This window comes from Loktanella salsilacus, assembly GCF_024206795.1.
In the GTDB taxonomy this organism is placed as follows: Bacteria; Pseudomonadota; Alphaproteobacteria; order Rhodobacterales; family Rhodobacteraceae; genus Loktanella; species Loktanella salsilacus.
Genome location: NZ_CP072994.1, coordinates 1,796,914 through 1,811,981, shown reverse-complemented (window position 1 = coordinate 1,811,981; position 15,068 = coordinate 1,796,914). Strand labels below are relative to the sequence as shown.

The window sequence follows — 15,068 nt, the reverse complement described above, 5'->3', positions numbered from 1 at the left end:
AGGATGACGCTAGAGCATAAGTTTTGCGCCCCGGAGACGGTGTTGCAGGTCACGGATGGGACCGAGATTTCGGGCTATGCGTCGCTGTTTGAACAGCGCGATCAAGGCGGCGACAGTGTGGCCAAGGGGGCCTATGCCGCGTCGCTAGCGGAGCTGAAGGCCAAGGGGCGCAGCGTCAAGATGCTGTGGCAGCATGACCCGGCCCAGCCGATTGGCGTGTGGGACGAGGTGCGCGAGGATGCACGGGGCCTGTGGGTCAAGGGGCGTATCCTGACCGATGTGGCCAAGGGCCGCGAGGCGGCGGCGCTTGTGGCGGCGGGGGCGATTGACGGGCTGTCCATCGGCTATCGCACGCTGCGGGCCACAAAGGACGACAAGGGCGGGCGTCTTTTGTCAGAATTGGAGCTGTGGGAGGTGTCGCTGGTGACCTTCCCCATGCTTCCCGATGCACGGGTTGCGGCCAAGGCCGAGGACCCGGGCGGTGCTGCGCTGCGTGATTTGGCGGCGGTGTTTACCGATGCCGCGGCGGCGCTGCGCCAAGGCTGATCGCAGCCAAACCAACCTCGAGAGGATCATGATGACGACACCCGAGAAAGAGTCTCGGACCGGGGAAGCTCTGTCTTCTCCGGCCGAGGAGCTGCGGACCGCGATCAGCGGTTTTGTGGCTGAATTTAAAGACTTTTCCACCGGCATTTCCGCCACTTTGCAAAAACAGGATGACCGAATGAACAAGCTGGATCGCAAGACGATGATGATGAACCGCCCCGCACTGGCGATGGGCGCTGAGGTCGAGGCACCGCACCAGAAAGCCTTTGCCGCTTATCTGCGCTCTGGCGAGGATGACGGTCTGCGCGGTTTGGCGCTGGAAGGCAAAGGCATGTCGACGGCGGTGTCGGGCGACGGCGGTTATCTAGTCGACCCGCAGACGTCGGACACGATCAAGTCGACGTTGTCCACGACGGCCAGCATCCGCGCGATTGCCAATGTCGTGAATGTGGATGCGACGTCTTATGATGTGCTGGTGGATCACACCGAAATGGGTGCGGGCTGGGCGACCGAGACCGCATCGCAGGACGAGACTGACACCCCCGTCATCGACCGCATCACCATCCCGCTGCACGAGCTGTCGGCGCTGCCCAAGGCAAGCCAGCGTCTGCTGGATGATAGCGCGTTCGATATCGAAGGCTGGCTGGCGCAGCGCATTGCGGACAAGTTTGCCCGTTCTGAAGCGGCTGCTTTTGTGAACGGTGACGGGGTGGATAAGCCCAAGGGCATTCTGTCCTATCCCAGCGTGGATAACGACGTCTGGACCTGGGGCAACATCGGCTATGTGCCGACGGGCGTGAATGGCGAGCTGGGCGAGACCGATGCGATGATCGACCTGGTTTATGCGCTTGGCGCTGAATACCGCGCGGGCGCTGTGTTTGTCATGAACTCTCGTACCGCGGGATCGGTGCGCAAGCTGAAGGACGCGGATGGCCGTTTCCTGTGGTCCGACGGTCTGGCATCGGGGGAGCCTGCGCGTTTGCTGGGCTATCCGGTGCTGATTGCCGAAGACATGCCCGATGCGGGTGATGGCACCACGCCGATTGCCTTTGGTGACTTTGGCGCGGGTTACACTGTCGCCGAACGCCCCGATCTGCGCGTGCTGCGCGATCCGTTCAGCGCCAAGCCGCATGTGCTGTTCTATGCCACCAAGCGCGTTGGCGGTGCCGTCAGTGACTTTGCAGCGATCAAGCTGCTGAAGTTCGCGGTCGCCTGATCGAGGATCTGCGCTGCGGGCCTGGGGAGGCAGCCGCAGCGCAGACGCCGGGTGCGCTGCGCAGGAGGAACACCCCTGCGTTGTCCAGCTGCTTACTTCCGTCAAGCAATGCGGGGTGGCAGCGCACCCGGACCACCGGTCAGACCCAGATGCCACCAAGATTTGCGGAGAATTTCCATGATGTTAGTCGAATTAAGCAGCGCGCCAGCCGCCGCGCTTCCGGTGGCAGGGTTGAAGGACCATCTGCGACTGGGGTCGGGCTTTGCCGATGACGGGTTGCAGGACGAGGTGCTGGAGGCGTTTTTGCGTGCGGCGCTGGCGTCGATCGAGGCGCGCACGGGCAAGGTGCTGCTAGAGCGCGAGTTTCGCTGGAGCGTGACCGCGTGGCGCGAGGTTGATCGCCAGCCACTGCCGCTGGCCCCGGTTAGCGCGATCGGGTCTGTGACGCAGATCGACCGCAATGGCACGGCGGTGCCCGCCTCGCCGCAGCGCTATGCGCTGGAGCCGGATATGCAGCGGCCCGCGCTGATCGCGGTGGGGGCGACGTTGCCAAGCGTGCCGCGCGGTGGCCGTGTCGATGTGACCTTGCTGGCAGGCTACGGGCCAGAGTGGTCGGACCTGCCGCCTGATCTGGCGCAGGCGGTCATGCTGCTGGCGGCGCATTTTTACGAATACCGCAGCGATGGTGCGCTGCATGGCGCAAGCATGCCGTTCACCGTGACAGGGCTGATCGAGCGTTATCGCACGGTGCGCCTGTTCATGGGGGGGCGGACATGACCTTGCCAGTGCTGAACCGCAAGCTGGTGCTAGAGGCTGCACAGCGCACGCCTGATCTGGCGGGGGGCTTTGCCACAAGCTGGCAGCCGCTGGGCACGCTGTGGGCCGAGATCAAGGCGGGCAACGGGGCGGCGCGGGGCGCAAATGCGCTGCAGCTAAGCCGGGTGCCGCTGAAGATCACGGTGCGCGCGGCGCAGGCGGGGTCCGATGCGCGGCCCATCGCCGGGCAACGGTTTCGCGAAGGCAGCCGCGTCTATGCGATTTTGGCGGTGACAGAGTAGGACAGCCGCGCGCGGTATCTGGTCTGCCACGCGGCAGAGGAGGTGGCGCGATGAGCTATGCGATGTCTTTGGCGCTGCAGGCGGCGGTCTTTGCCCGGCTGACAGCGGATGCGGCGCTGGGCGATCTGGTGGGCACGGCGGTCTTTGACGCGCTGCCACCGGGGGATGTGCCCAGCATCTATGTGGCGCTGGGCAGCGAGAAGGTGACCGATGCCTCTGACGGCAGCGGCGCGGGCGCGGTGCATGAATTCACGGTGTCGGTGGTGACGGACCGGGCGGGCTTTGCGTCAGCCAAGAAGGCGGCGGCAGCGGTGAGTGATGCGCTGCTGGGCGCGACGCTGCCGCTGAGCCGGGGTCGCGTCATTGGCTTTCGCTTTCACAAGGCCGCAGCGGCGCGGGTGGGCACAGGCGACACCCGCCGCATCGATCTGATTTTCCGGGCACGCGTGTCGGACGACTGACGCCTAACGTATTCAATCAAGGAGCAATGACATGGCAGCACAAAGTGGCAAGGACCTGTTGGTCAAAGTGGACATGACCGGCGACGGCCTGTTCGAAAGCGCGGCAGGCCTGCGGGCGACGCGGATCAGTTTCAACGCCGAAAGCGTTGATGTCACCAGCCTAGAGAGCGCGGGCGGCTGGCGTGAATTGCTGGCAGGCGCGGGGGTGAAAACAGCGAGCATCTCAGGCTCTGGCATTTTTCGCGATGCCGAGACGGACGAACGGATGCGTCAGGTGTTCTTTGACGGTGAGACGCCGAAGTTTCAGGTGATCATCCCGTCCTTTGGCACGATCGAGGGGGCGTTTCAGATTACCTCTATCGAATACGCAGGCACGTTCGATGGCGAGGCAACCTATGAGATGTCGCTGACCAGCGCTGGCCAGATCAGCTTTGTCGCGGCGCTGTAAATGGTGAACCCGCTGGCAGGAGAGGTCTGCGTGACCATCGACGGTGTGCCCCATGTCGCCAAGCTGACATTAGGCGCGCTGGCAGAGCTGGAGGCCGCGCTGGCGGCGGGATCGCTGGTCGATCTGGTCGAGCGGTTCGAGGCGGGGCGCTATCGCGGCGCCGACGTGATGGCGCTGCTGGTCGCGGGTTTGCGCGGCGGCGGCTGGCGCGGCACGGCGGCGGATTTGCTAAGCGCGGATTTGGCGGGCGGGCCGGTGGGGGCGGCGCGGGTGGCGGCAGAGCTGCTGGCGCGCGCCTTTACGCCCCCCACATGAGCGCGGGGCTGGATTGGGCCGGGTTGATGCAGGCGGGCCTGCACGGCCTGCGGCTGACGCCGGATCAGTTCTGGCGTCTGACCCCGGCAGAGCTTGCGCTGATGCTGGGGCAGCGGGTGGACCTGCGCCCGCTGGGGCGCAGTGGTTTTGACGCATTGCTGCGGGCGTTTCCGGACGGCCCGCGAAAGGAGCCGGACAGATGAATGAACTTGATCAGATAGACGGGCTGGATGCGAATGCCGCCGCGCTGGAACGCACACTGGGCGACACCGCGGGGATGGCGGCGGCCTTTGATGCGACGTTGCGGGATATGCAGGTGAGCCTGGGAGAGACGACACGGGATCTAGGCAATCTGGAACGCGGCTTTGCGGGCGGGCTGCGGCGGGCGTTTGACGGTCTCATCTTTGACGGCAAGTCCCTGTCGGACACGCTGAGCGGTGTGGCGAAATCCATGATCGACACAGCCTATGCGGCGGCGATCAATCCGGTGATGAAGCAGGCCGGCAGTTTGCTATCGGATGGGATCAACGCCGCTGTGTCGGGTGTGATGCCTTTTGCCCAAGGCGCGCCGTTTGCCCAAGGGCGGGTGATGCCCTTTGCCAAGGGGGGCGTGGTCAGTAGCCCCACGACATTCGGGATGCGCGGCGGCACCGGGTTGATGGGCGAAGCGGGGCCAGAGGCGATCATGCCGCTGGCACGCGGCGCGGATGGCCGCCTTGGCGTGCGCGGCGGGGGCGGTTCCAGCGTGAACGTCACCATGCATGTCACGACACCAGACGCGCAAAGTTTTCAACGCAGCCAAGCCCAGATCGCCGCCCAGATGGGGCGCGTACTCGGGCGCGGTCAGCGGAACAGGTAGGGGAACAGGATAATGGCATTTCACGACATACGCTTTCCGGCGAACCTAAGCTTTGGCGCGACCGGCGGGCCAGAGCGCCGCACCGAGATTGTGACGCTGGCCAATGGCTATGAGGAGCGCAACACGCCCTGGGCCCATTCGCGCCGCCGCTTTGATGCGGGGGTGGGGCTGCGGTCCTTGGACGATATCGCCCAGATGACCGCGTTCTTTGAAGCGCGCGAGGGGCAGTTGCACGGGTTTCGGTGGAAGGACTGGGGCGACTACAAATCCTGCGCCCCGTCCAAGACGCCTGCCTATGGCGATCAGCTGATTGCGATGGGGGACGATGTGACCCGCGTGATCCAACTGGTGAAGCGATACGTGAGCGGAGAGCAGACCTATGCCCGTCCGATCGCCAAACCTGTTGCCGGGACTGTGCGGATCGCTGTGGGCGGGGACGAGGTGCAAGAGGGCATCGACTTTGCCGTAGATACAGCCACGGGGCTGGTGACCTTTGCCGATGCGCCGGACGCAGGGGCAGAGGTCACGGCGGGCTTTGAGTTCGATGTGCCGGTGCGGTTCGACACCGACCGGATCGAAACGTCTGTGTCCAGCTTTCAGGCGGGGCAAGCGCCCAGCGTGCCAGTGGTCGAGGTGCGGGTATGAGCGAGGCGGGATTGTTTGCGCATTTGGGCACAGGCGCGAGCCATGTGTGCCAATGTTGGTCGATCACGCGGGATGATGGCGTGACCTTTGGCTTTACCGACCACGACCGGCCGCTTGCGTTCGATGGGATCACCTTTCTGGCGGATAGCGGGCTCAGCGCGCGGGCGCTGGCGGCAAGCTCTGGCCTGGCGGTGGATAATTCCGAGGCGGTGGGGCTGCTGCAAGCGGATGTCATCACAGCGGAGGATATTCGCGCAGGCCGCTATGACGCGGCCGAAGTGCGCAATTGGCTGGTGCGCTGGGATGACGTGAGCGCGCGGCAGTTGCGGTTTCGCGGGCAGGTGGGCGAGATTACCCATCACGCGGGGCAGTTTCAGGTGGAATTGCGCGGGCTGACGGATCTGCTGAACCAACCCACGGGGCGCACGTTTTTGCGCACCTGTGATGCGGTGCTGGGGGATGCGGCCTGCGGTGTGAATACGCAAGACGCCGCCTTTGCCGTAACGCTGGGGGTGCAGTCGCTAAGCGATCAGCGCAGCTTTGTGTTCGCAAGCGCGGGATATACCGACCGTTGGTTCGAGCAGGGGCATTTCGAGGTGCTGACGGGGGCTGCCAAGGGGCTGAAGGCTGGCATCAAGGTGGACCGGATCAAGGGGAGCCTGCGCGAGATTGTTTTGTGGCAGGCGCTGCGGGCGGATGTCGCTGTGGGCGATACAGTACGGCTGGTCGCGGGGTGTGACCGCCGGGCGGATACCTGCCGCGCGAAATTCGCCAACCTTGTGAACTTTCGCGGTTTTCCCGATATGCCGACCGACGACTGGCTGATGAGCGTGCCGCGTAGCGATGATACCGGCGACGGCGGGAGCCTTTGGCGATGAGCGCCGTTGTGGCCGAGGCCCGGCGCTGGATCGGCACGCCCTATGTGCACCAAGCCTCCAGCTTTCAGGCGGGATGCGATTGTCTGGGGCTGATCCGCGGTGTCTGGCGGCACCTGTATGGGGCAGAGCCGGAGCGGTTGCCGAACTATACCCTCGATTGGGCAGAGCCACAGGGCGAGGAAGTGCTGTGGCACGCGGCCCGGCGGCATCTGCGGCCCGCACAGGGCGATACGCTGGTGCCGGGGCAGGTGCTGCTGTTTCGCATGCGGCAGGGCGCTGTGGCCAAGCATCTGGGCATCGTGTCAGCTGCAGGGGCCGCGCCCGCCTTTATCCATGCATACACCCGCCACGGCGTGGTGGAGAGCCCGCTGCCGGACCCTTGGGTACGGCGGATCGTGGCACGTTTCGAATTTCAGGAAGGATAACACATGGCAACGCTGGTTCTTTCGGCCGCAGGCATGGCGCTGGGCGGATCGCTTGGGGGCTCTGTCATGGGGCTGTCGATGGCGACGGTGGGTCGCGCGGCGGGGGCGGTGCTGGGCCGGGTGATCGACCAGCGGATCCTTGGCGCAGGCAGCGAAGCGGTCGAGGTTGGCCGCGTGGACCGCTTTCGTTTGACCGGCACCGGCGAGGGCGGCGCGATTGCGCGTCTGCACGGGCGGATGCGGCTGGGCGGTCATGTGATCTGGGCCAGCCGCTTTGCCGAAAGCGCCGAAACCACAGGGGGCGGTAAGGGCGCGGGGGCGCAGCCTGCGACGACGACCTATAGCTATACCGTCAGCCTAGCGGTGGCGCTGTGCGAGGGAGAGATCGCGCGCGTTGGCCGTATCTGGGCGGACGGCGAAGAGGTATCGCCACTCGCGCTTAATATGCGGGTCTATACAGGGGCGCAGGATCAAGCGCCTGATCCCAAGATCGCAGCGGTCGAGGGGGCCGCCTATGCACCCGCCTATCGCGGTACGGCCTATGTCGTCTTCGAAGACCTTGCGCTGGGCCAGTTCGGCAACCGCGTCCCGCAGTTCACATTCGAGGTCATGCGCCCGGCACAGGACGGCGCGCCGCAGGATCAAAGCGATATCGCCCGTGCCGTGCGCGGCGTGGCGCTGATCCCGGGAACCGGAGAGTATTCGCTTGCCACTACGCAGGTGAACCTGTCGGCGGCCTACGGCGAGCAGGTCGCGATCAACGTGAACTCGCCCAGCGGCGAGACGGATTTCGCCACCTCTATCACTGCGCTGTCAGAGGAGCTGCCGGACTGCGGGTCTGTCAGTCTGGTCGTGTCGTGGTTTGGCAATGACCTGCGCTGCGCCGATTGCGAAGTCAGGCCGCTGGTCGAGCAGCAAGAGGTGGACGGCGACACGATGCCTTGGCGCGTGGCGGATACATCGCGCGGGCAGGCGGGCCTTGTGCCACGTCAGGGCGATCGGCCCGTCTATGGCGGCACACCGTCGGATGCCTCTGTCATCGAAAGCATTCGCGGGCTCAAGGACAAAGGCTTTGCGCCGATGTTCTATCCGTTCATTTTAATGGAGCAGATGCCGGGCAATACCCTGCCGAACCCGTGGACGGGGGATGCTGGCCAGCCCAAGCTGCCGTGGCGGGGCAGGGTGACGCTGTCGCTGGCACCGGGGCAGGCAGGCTCGCCCGACCGCAGTGCGGCGGCGCAAGCGCAGGTTGAGGCCTTTATGGGGACCGCGCAGCCCAGTGATTTCAGCATTGTGGATGGCGCGGTGCGCTATAGCGGCCCAGCTGAATGGCGCTATCGCCGTTTCATCCTGCACTACGCCAACCTGTGCAAGGCGGCGGGCGGTGTGGGGGCGTTCTGTATCGGGTCAGAGATGGTCGCCCTGACGCAAATTCGCGGGGCGGGCGACAGCTTTCCTGCGGTGATAGCACTGCGGCAGTTGGCGGGTGAAGTGCGCGCCATTCTGGGGCCGAACTGCAAGATCAGCTATGCTGCGGATTGGTCGGAATATCACGGCTATCAGCCCAGCGGCACGGCGGATAAGTATTTTCACCTTGATCCGCTGTGGGCGGACGAGAATATCGATTTCATTGGCATTGATAACTACATGCCGCTGTCCGACTGGCGCGATGGCACCGATCATGCCGATGCAGGCTTTGGCGCGATCTACAACCTTGATTACCTGACGGGGAACGTGGCGGGCGGCGAAGGCTATGATTGGTTCTATCATTCGCCAGAGGCCCGCGATGCGCAAATCCGCACGCCGATTACAGACGGCGACGGCGAGCCGTGGGTCTGGCGTTACAAGGACCTGACGGGATGGTGGCAGAATGATCACCACAACCGCATCGGCGGCCAGCGCGTGGCGGCGAAAACCGCGTGGGAGCCGGAAAGCAAGCCGTTCTGGTTCACCGAATTCGGCTGCGCCGCCATCGACAAAGGCACCAACCAGCCGAACAAGTTTCTGGACCCCAAGTCATCGGAGAGTCTGCTGCCTTTTTATTCCAACGGCAGCCGGGATGACTTTATGCAGATGCAGTATCTGCGGGCGATCTATCGCCACTTTGCCGCGCCGGGGGCGAACCCGCGATCCCGCTCTGCCACCTATAACGGGCCGATGCTGGATATGGCGCGGGCGCATGTCTGGTGCTGGGACGCAAGGCCTTATCCGTTCTTTCCGGGCAATGCGGCGCTGTGGTCGGATGGCGACAATTACATGCGCGGGCATTGGCTGAACGGGCGGGCGGTGTCGCGCACCCTTGCCGGTGTCGTGGCCGAGATTTGCGCAAACGCCGGGGTGACGGCGGTTGATGTGTCGCGCCTGTACGGCGTGGTGCGCGGCTATGCGGTGGACAACATCAGCTCTGCCCGGGCGCAATTGCAGCCTTTGCTGCTAGCTTATGGGATAGAGGTCGCGGAACGCGGCGGTGCGCTGGTGTTTACCAATCGCGACGGTCTGCCCCTGCGCAGGCTGACGCGGGACGATCTGGCGCAGGACCCGGAACATGCCTCTGACGTCGTCATGACGCGCCAGCCGCAGGCAGAGGTCGAGGGCCGCGTGCAGGTCGGCTATGTCGACCCAGAGGGCGATTACGAGGTCGCCGTGGCCGAGGCGATCCATCCAAGCCATGCCGCGACCGGCGTCACCCGCAGCGAATTTGCGCTGGGCCTGACCCGGGGCGAGGGGGCGCGGATCGCGGCCCGCTGGATCAACGAGGCCGCCGTCGCCCGCGATGGTCTGACACTGGCGCTGCCACCGTCGCAGGGCGACCTTGGGGCGGGGGATGTGATTGATCTGGACGACGGCGCGGCGTCTGGCCTCTACCGGATTGACCGGATCGAGGAGGCAGGCTTGCGGCTGGTCGATGCCACCCGCGTTGATCCCGAAATCTACGCCCCTCAGCAGCGGCTGGAGGAAGGCGCGCGTCTGTCGTCCTATACCGCGCCGACACCGATCGCAGGCTTGTTCATGGACCTGCCCCTGATCCGCGGCGATGAAAGCGAGCACGAGCCGTATTTTGCAGCGACGTCGACCCCATGGGCGGGGGGCGTTGCGCTTTATGCGGCGGCGCAGGACAGTGATTATGTCCTGCAAGACGTTTTGCGCAATCGCAGCGTGATTGGCACGCTGCAAGCGCCGCTCAACCGCGGGCGCACCGGACTATGGGATCGCCAGACGCTGACCGTCAAGCTGGTCAGCGGCGCGCTGAAGGCGGTTGATCCAGAGGCGGTTTTGGCGGGGGCAAACGTTCTGGCCATCGGGGACGGCAGCGCAGACAACTGGGAAATCGTGCAGTTTGCGCAGGCGCAGCTGACGGGCAATCTGACCTATCAACTGACGGAACTGCTGCGCGGGCAGCGCGGCAGCAGTGCCATGATGCCGGATGCGTGGCCCGCAGGATCGCGCGTTGTCATCATGAATGGCCGTCCCGCGCAGATCACGATCCCGACCGCCGCGCGGGGGCGGATGCGTCATTTCCGCTATGGCCCTGTGAAACGGGCGGTCACTGACGGCAGCTATCGTCATGTGGTGGAAACGATCAAGGGCAATGGCCTGCGCCCCTATCCGGTGGTGCATCTGCGCGCAGCCCGCAGCGCTGGCGACCTGCGCTTTGCGTGGATCAGGCAAACGCGGATCGACGGTGATCTTTGGGGGCGCGGTGACGTCCCGCTTGGCGAAGAAACGCAGACCTATGTCGTGCAAGTGCGCCAAGGCGATGCGGTCCGCCGTGAAGAAAGCGTGGATGCGCCCGGCTGGGTCTATACCGCCGCGATGCAGGCGGCTGACGGTGTGTCCGGCGGCTATGTCGTGACGGTGGCGCAGCTGTCCGCGCGCTATGGCACTGGCCCTTTTACGGGGCTTGCGGTGTCCTAATGCGCCCGGTGCATCTGACTGATCTGGATCTCGCGGCCCGCGCCGTCTTGGCGCAGCCGGCGGGCGCGCAGGATGATGCGGCCGCCCGTCTGGTCGCCGGCGCGCGGCTGGCGGACCGGTTTCGCAAACGGCTTGGGCGGCGGCACCCGGTCTGGGGCGATGGGACAGTGGCGGCGGCTGCGATGGCCTTAGCGGGGGGCAAACTTGCGCCGCCCCAGCGCCTATCGCCGCGCGTTGCAATCTGTTTTGACGGCATTGTCAGAAAGCGGCCCCTTTGATTTTCCGCAACAGACGCTATATCCTATGCGAGGAACGGCGAGGAAAGTTTGCAATGGCCTATATTCAGGCGAAACTTCATAGCATCGACCCGGTGTGGGAAAAGATCGGCGAAGAGGCGCGCAGCGCCGTTGCCGCATCCCCCAGCATGGGGTCAATGCTGCATGCTGGTATCATTCAGCACGCAGGCTTTGACGACGCCTTGGCCTACCGAATCGCGATGAAGCTCGAGTCGTCCGAAATGTCGGCGCAGAACATCCGCGATATCGCGGATGACGCTTACGCCCAGACACGCGGTTTGGTGCAAGACGCCCGCGCCGATCTGGTCGCCACGATGGAACGCGACCCCGCCTGCCACCGGCTGATGCAGCCACTACTGTTTTTCAAAGGATATCAGGCACTTCAGGCGTTTCGCTTGAGCAACTGGCTGTGGAAAGACGCACAGTTTGACCTAGCCTATTTCGTGCAGATGCGCGTGTCAGAGGTGTTTGGCGTCGACATCCACCCCGCCGCGACCATCGGCAAGGGCATCATGATCGACCACGCGCATTCCATCGTCGTGGGCGAAACTGCCGTGATCGGCGACAACGTCTCCATGCTGCATTCCGTCACGCTGGGCGGTACTGGCAAGGAAGAGGAAAAGCGTCACCCGACCATCGGGAACGGCGTTCTGATCGGCGCGGGTGCGAAGGTGCTGGGCAATATCACGATCGGCCATTGCAGCCGGATCGCTGCGGGTTCTGTCGTGCTGCACGATGTGCCGCCGATGAAAACCGTCGCTGGCGTCCCTGCTAAAATCGTGGGCGAGGCAGGCTGCGCGCAGCCCGCCCTGTCGATGAACCATATTCTGGCGGACGAAGGTCAGACGCTCATCTGATCGAAGGCCTCTAGCGCGCGGGCTCCGTACATAAACGACGGCCCGCCGCCCATATACATCGCCACCGATATCGTCTCTGCAATCTCTTCGCGGGTCACACCTGCGGCGATGGCCGCTTTGACGTGGAAGCCAATGCAATCGTCGCATTGCTTTGCGATGCCAATCGCGATGCACATCAGCTCTTTATGACGCAAACTGACGTGGCCCTCGGCAAGGGCGGCTTGCGACAAAGCGCCAAAACCTTTGGCGGTCTCTGGCGCGGCCTTGCGGAATTTACCTAGGTTGGCCGACGCCTCGGCAAGGTGATTTTTCCAATCCATGTACGAAAACGGGCTCCTGTATCGCTACAGAAGCCCGTTTCGCATGATGTCTTGCGCCGGGCGTTGATCCATATCAACGCCCGGGCCTAAGCTGGATTTAGGCCAGCATCGTCATCGGGTTTTCAAGGTTGTCCTTGATCGCATTCAGCAAGTTCGCCCCCAGCGCGCCGTCGATGACGCGGTGGTCAACGGACAGGGTGACGGACATCACTGTGCCGACGGCGAGTTCGCCATCTTTGCCAACAATCGGCTTTTTCGCGCCAGCGCCAACCGCAAGGATCGCAGAGTGCGGCGGGTTGATGATGGCGTCAAAGTTGTCGATGCCGAACATACCAAGGTTCGAAATCGCAAAGCTGCCCCCCTGATATTCATGCGGCGCAAGCTTGCGGTCGCGGGCACGGGTGGCCAGGTCCTTCATCTCGGACGACAGGGCGGACAGGGACTTCATCTCGGCGTCTTTCAGCACCGGGGTGAACAGCCCGCCCTCGATGGCGACAGCCACCGCGACGTCGGATTTGGTGAACTTCAGCGTACGATCACCGGCCCAGACGGCATTCGCCTCTGGCACCTGTTGCAGGGCCAGCGCGCAGGCCTTGATGATGAAGTCGTTGACCGACAGCTTGACGCCGCGGCCTTCCAACTGCTTGTTCAGCTGGGCGCGGAACTTCATCAGATCGTCCAGCACAATGTCGCGGCGCAGATAGAAGTGCGGCACGGATTGCTTGGCTTCGGTCAGGCGGGCTGCAATCGTTTTGCGCATCCCGTCCAGCTTGACCTCTTCAAAGGGACGCCCGTCATACATCTTGATGACTTGCTCGGTCGATGGGCCAGAGGCCATCGCCGCACCCTTCGCAGCCGCTGGCGCGTCGGCCTTGGCTGCCGGGGCCGCAGAGGCCGCAGCTTTGGGCTGGGCTGTCGCATTTTCGACGTCAGCCTTCACGATCCGGCCTTTGGGGCCCGAGCCTTGAATGCCGGACAGGTCCAGACCCTTATCCGCCGCAATGCGCCGCGCCAAAGGCGACGCAAACACGCGGTTGCCGTCTTTCACTGGGGCCTTGTCGCCCTGCGCTGCATCGCCGTCGCGGCCATAGCCCTTGGCGGGCTCTTCCGCTTTGGGTGCGTCCGCTGGGGCCGCGTTGGATGACGCCGCAGCCTTTGGCGCAGACGCCGCACCGATGTCATCAGCGCTTTCGCCGTCCATCAACAGTACGGCGATCACGGCGTTCACTTTCACGCCTTCGGTGCCTTCGGCGACCATGATCTTGCCGATCACGCCCTCGTCGACGGCCTCGAACTCCATCGTGGCCTTGTCCGTTTCGATTTCAGCCAGCAAGTCACCGGACGACACGGTGTCGCCCTCTTTGACCAGCCATTTCGCCAGTGTGCCTTCCTCCATGGTGGGGGACAGGGCGGGCATCAGAATTTCTGTAGGCATCGCTCTGGCTCCTTACCGGTAGGTGACTTTTTTGACCGCGGCGATGACTTCATCGACGGTCAGCAAGGCATGTTTTTCAAGGTTGGCAGCATAGGGCATCGGCACGTCTTTGCCGGTGCAGGTGATGACCGGCGCGTCCAGATAGTCGAACGCTTCTTGCATGATCACGCCGCTGATGTAGCCGCCGACGCTGCCCTGCGGCCAGCCTTCTTCGACGGTGACGCAGCGGTTGGTCTTGCGGACGGACGCGAGGATGGTTTCCGTATCCATCGGCCGCAGCGTACGCAGGTTGATCACCTCGGCGCTGATCCCGTCTTCTGCCAGCTTTTCAGCAGCTTGCAGGGCGTAAGTCATGCCAATGCCAAAGGATACGATGGTCACATCGTCGCCGGCACGTTCAATCTTGGCCTTGCCAAAGGGGATCGTGAAATCGTCCATGACGGGCACATCAAAGCTGCGACCATACAGGATTTCATTCTCAAGAAAGATCACCGGGTTCGGATCGCGGATCGCGGATTTCATCAGACCCTTGGCGTCTGCAGCCGAATACGGCATGCAAACTTTCAGGCCGGGGATCTGCATGAACCATGCGGCAAAATCCTGGCTGTGCTGCGCACCCACGCGGGCCGCCGCACCGTTGGGACCGCGGAACACCATGGGCGCACCCATCTGGCCGCCGGACATATACAGCGTCTTGGCGGCAGAGTTGATCAGATGGTCCATCGCCTGCATGGCGAAGTTGAAGGTCATGAATTCCACGATGGGACGTAGACCGCCAAAGGACGCACCGACCGCGATACCGGCAAAGCCGTGCTCTGTGATCGGGGTGTCGATGATGCGCTTGGCACCAAATTCGTCCAGCAAACCTTGGCTGATCTTATACGCGCCTTGGTATTCGCCGACTTCTTCACCCATCAGGAACACCGTGTCGTCGCGGCGCATTTCCTCGGCCATCGCGTCGCGCAGGGCTTCGCGAACGGTCGTGGATTTCACTTCCGTGCCTTCGGGCCAATCGGGGCTGGCGTCGGGGGCTTTGGGTTCTGGGTGCGACATCGCCGCCGCAGGTGCGGTTTCGGACGACTGTTCTTTGTCGGCGGGGACAGGGGCCGCTGCCTTGGGGGCTTCGGATTTCACGTCGTCCATCGACTCGCCGTCTTCCAGCAGGACGGCGATCACATCGTTGACCTTCACACCTTCGGTGCCCTCAGTCACGACGATCTTACCGATCACGCCTTCGTCGACAGCCTCGAATTCCATCGTGGCTTTGTCAGTTTCAATCTCGGCTAGGATGTCACCAGAGGCGACTTTGTCGCCCTCTTTGACCAGCCACTTTGCCAGCGTGCCTTCCTCCATCGTGGGGGACAGGGCGGGCATCAAAATTTCAGTTGCCATGG

Annotated in this window: 18 protein-coding genes; 15 read left to right on the top strand and 3 right to left on the bottom strand. The window is 63.8% G+C overall.

Features of this window, described 5'->3' with window-relative positions:
- Window positions 1-3 precede the first annotated feature (3 nt).
- The 15 genes from KBW81_RS08910 to cysE all read left to right on the top strand — a co-directional run bounded on the left by KBW81_RS08910 (window position 4) and on the right by cysE (window position 11,919).
- The gene (locus KBW81_RS08910; protein ID WP_254246927.1) at window positions 4-546 is read left to right on the top strand and encodes an HK97 family phage prohead protease; all 543 of its coding nucleotides are present in this window, start codon (window positions 4-6) and stop codon (window positions 544-546) included.
- A 31-nt stretch (window positions 547-577) separates the two neighbouring features.
- A complete protein-coding gene (locus KBW81_RS08905) occupies window positions 578-1,762 on the top strand; it encodes a phage major capsid protein (protein WP_254249029.1) in 1,185 nt (394 codons plus the stop codon).
- Between the two features lie 177 nt (window positions 1,763-1,939).
- Window positions 1,940-2,539, top strand: coding sequence for a head-tail connector protein (locus tag KBW81_RS08900; RefSeq protein WP_254246926.1), 600 nt, complete (start codon window positions 1,940-1,942; stop codon window positions 2,537-2,539).
- Window positions 2,536-2,820 carry a head-tail adaptor protein gene (locus tag KBW81_RS08895; protein ID WP_254246925.1) on the top strand — a complete coding sequence of 95 codons (285 nt, stop codon included), beginning with the start codon at window positions 2,536-2,538 and terminating at the stop codon, window positions 2,818-2,820. The genes KBW81_RS08900 and KBW81_RS08895 overlap by 4 nt, the downstream gene beginning before the upstream one ends.
- Window positions 2,821-2,870: 50 nt before the next feature.
- Window positions 2,871-3,281: a DUF3168 domain-containing protein gene (locus tag KBW81_RS08890; protein WP_254246924.1), complete on the top strand. Its 411-nt coding sequence runs from the start codon at window positions 2,871-2,873 to the stop codon at window positions 3,279-3,281.
- A gap of 31 nt (window positions 3,282-3,312) precedes the next feature.
- On the top strand, window positions 3,313-3,729 hold the full coding sequence (locus KBW81_RS08885) for a phage major tail protein, TP901-1 family (RefSeq protein WP_090187552.1): 417 nt from the start codon (window positions 3,313-3,315) through the stop codon (window positions 3,727-3,729).
- Window positions 3,730-4,044 carry a gene transfer agent family protein gene (locus KBW81_RS08880; protein ID WP_090187553.1) on the top strand — a complete coding sequence of 105 codons (315 nt, stop codon included), beginning with the start codon at window positions 3,730-3,732 and terminating at the stop codon, window positions 4,042-4,044.
- Window positions 4,041-4,247, top strand: coding sequence for a rcc01693 family protein (locus KBW81_RS08875; RefSeq protein ID WP_254246923.1), 207 nt, complete (start codon window positions 4,041-4,043; stop codon window positions 4,245-4,247). The genes KBW81_RS08880 and KBW81_RS08875 overlap by 4 nt, the downstream gene beginning before the upstream one ends.
- The gene (locus KBW81_RS08870) at window positions 4,244-4,903 is read left to right on the top strand and encodes a phage tail tape measure protein (protein WP_090187559.1); all 660 of its coding nucleotides are present in this window, start codon (window positions 4,244-4,246) and stop codon (window positions 4,901-4,903) included. Before KBW81_RS08875 ends, KBW81_RS08870 begins: the two co-directional genes overlap by 4 nt.
- A 12-nt stretch (window positions 4,904-4,915) precedes the next feature.
- The gene (locus KBW81_RS08865) at window positions 4,916-5,548 is read left to right on the top strand and encodes a DUF2460 domain-containing protein (RefSeq protein WP_254246922.1); all 633 of its coding nucleotides are present in this window, start codon (window positions 4,916-4,918) and stop codon (window positions 5,546-5,548) included.
- The gene (locus KBW81_RS08860; protein WP_254246921.1) at window positions 5,545-6,426 is read left to right on the top strand and encodes a DUF2163 domain-containing protein; all 882 of its coding nucleotides are present in this window, start codon (window positions 5,545-5,547) and stop codon (window positions 6,424-6,426) included. Before KBW81_RS08865 ends, KBW81_RS08860 begins: the two co-directional genes overlap by 4 nt.
- Entirely contained in the window at window positions 6,423-6,851 is a 429-nt protein-coding gene (locus KBW81_RS08855) for an NlpC/P60 family protein (RefSeq protein ID WP_090187567.1), read from the top strand. The genes KBW81_RS08860 and KBW81_RS08855 overlap by 4 nt, the downstream gene beginning before the upstream one ends.
- A 3-nt stretch (window positions 6,852-6,854) precedes the next feature.
- Window positions 6,855-10,766: a baseplate multidomain protein megatron gene (locus KBW81_RS08850; RefSeq protein WP_254246920.1), complete on the top strand. Its 3,912-nt coding sequence runs from the start codon at window positions 6,855-6,857 to the stop codon at window positions 10,764-10,766.
- A complete protein-coding gene (locus KBW81_RS08845; RefSeq protein WP_254246919.1) occupies window positions 10,766-11,044 on the top strand; it encodes a DUF7742 family protein in 279 nt (92 codons plus the stop codon). Before KBW81_RS08850 ends, KBW81_RS08845 begins: the two co-directional genes overlap by 1 nt.
- Window positions 11,045-11,097: 53 nt before the next feature.
- Window positions 11,098-11,919: a serine O-acetyltransferase gene (gene cysE, locus KBW81_RS08840; RefSeq protein ID WP_254246918.1), complete on the top strand. Its 822-nt coding sequence runs from the start codon at window positions 11,098-11,100 to the stop codon at window positions 11,917-11,919.
- Here cysE and KBW81_RS08835 read toward each other — a convergent pair.
- The 3 genes from KBW81_RS08835 to KBW81_RS08825 all read right to left on the bottom strand — a co-directional run bounded on the left by KBW81_RS08835 (window position 11,904) and on the right by KBW81_RS08825 (window position 15,066).
- The gene (locus tag KBW81_RS08835; RefSeq protein ID WP_254246917.1) at window positions 11,904-12,239 is read right to left on the bottom strand and encodes a carboxymuconolactone decarboxylase family protein; all 336 of its coding nucleotides are present in this window, start codon (window positions 12,237-12,239) and stop codon (window positions 11,904-11,906) included. The two genes, cysE and KBW81_RS08835, sit on opposite strands and share 16 nt — an antisense overlap.
- A gap of 97 nt (window positions 12,240-12,336) precedes the next feature.
- Window positions 12,337-13,674, bottom strand: coding sequence for a pyruvate dehydrogenase complex dihydrolipoamide acetyltransferase (locus KBW81_RS08830; RefSeq protein ID WP_090187577.1), 1,338 nt, complete (start codon window positions 13,672-13,674; stop codon window positions 12,337-12,339).
- Between the two features lie 12 nt (window positions 13,675-13,686).
- Window positions 13,687-15,066 carry a pyruvate dehydrogenase complex E1 component subunit beta gene (locus KBW81_RS08825; RefSeq protein ID WP_254246916.1) on the bottom strand — a complete coding sequence of 460 codons (1,380 nt, stop codon included), beginning with the start codon at window positions 15,064-15,066 and terminating at the stop codon, window positions 13,687-13,689.
- Between the last annotated feature and the right edge of the window lie 2 nt (window positions 15,067-15,068).

Bases quoted from the DNA above. Each gene is read 5' to 3' on its own strand.
- KBW81_RS08910 (WP_254246927.1), top strand. From the start codon at position 4: ATGACGCTAGAGCATAAGTTTTGCGCCCCGGAGACGGTGTTGCAGGTC.
- KBW81_RS08905 (WP_254249029.1), top strand. From the start codon at position 578: ATGACGACACCCGAGAAAGAGTCTCGGACCGGGGAAGCTCTGTCTTCT.
- KBW81_RS08900 (WP_254246926.1), top strand. From the start codon at position 1,940: ATGATGTTAGTCGAATTAAGCAGCGCGCCAGCCGCCGCGCTTCCGGTG.
- KBW81_RS08895 (WP_254246925.1), top strand. From the start codon at position 2,536: ATGACCTTGCCAGTGCTGAACCGCAAGCTGGTGCTAGAGGCTGCACAG.
- KBW81_RS08890 (WP_254246924.1), top strand. From the start codon at position 2,871: ATGAGCTATGCGATGTCTTTGGCGCTGCAGGCGGCGGTCTTTGCCCGG.
- KBW81_RS08885 (WP_090187552.1), top strand. From the start codon at position 3,313: ATGGCAGCACAAAGTGGCAAGGACCTGTTGGTCAAAGTGGACATGACC.
- KBW81_RS08880 (WP_090187553.1), top strand. From the start codon at position 3,730: ATGGTGAACCCGCTGGCAGGAGAGGTCTGCGTGACCATCGACGGTGTG.
- KBW81_RS08875 (WP_254246923.1), top strand. From the start codon at position 4,041: ATGAGCGCGGGGCTGGATTGGGCCGGGTTGATGCAGGCGGGCCTGCAC.
- KBW81_RS08870 (WP_090187559.1), top strand. From the start codon at position 4,244: ATGAATGAACTTGATCAGATAGACGGGCTGGATGCGAATGCCGCCGCG.
- KBW81_RS08865 (WP_254246922.1), top strand. From the start codon at position 4,916: ATGGCATTTCACGACATACGCTTTCCGGCGAACCTAAGCTTTGGCGCG.
- KBW81_RS08860 (WP_254246921.1), top strand. From the start codon at position 5,545: ATGAGCGAGGCGGGATTGTTTGCGCATTTGGGCACAGGCGCGAGCCAT.
- KBW81_RS08855 (WP_090187567.1), top strand. From the start codon at position 6,423: ATGAGCGCCGTTGTGGCCGAGGCCCGGCGCTGGATCGGCACGCCCTAT.
- KBW81_RS08850 (WP_254246920.1), top strand. From the start codon at position 6,855: ATGGCAACGCTGGTTCTTTCGGCCGCAGGCATGGCGCTGGGCGGATCG.
- KBW81_RS08845 (WP_254246919.1), top strand. From the start codon at position 10,766: ATGCGCCCGGTGCATCTGACTGATCTGGATCTCGCGGCCCGCGCCGTC.
- cysE (WP_254246918.1), top strand. From the start codon at position 11,098: ATGGCCTATATTCAGGCGAAACTTCATAGCATCGACCCGGTGTGGGAA.
- KBW81_RS08835 (WP_254246917.1), bottom strand. From the start codon at position 12,239: ATGGATTGGAAAAATCACCTTGCCGAGGCGTCGGCCAACCTAGGTAAA.
- KBW81_RS08830 (WP_090187577.1), bottom strand. From the start codon at position 13,674: ATGCCTACAGAAATTCTGATGCCCGCCCTGTCCCCCACCATGGAGGAA.
- KBW81_RS08825 (WP_254246916.1), bottom strand. From the start codon at position 15,066: ATGGCAACTGAAATTTTGATGCCCGCCCTGTCCCCCACGATGGAGGAA.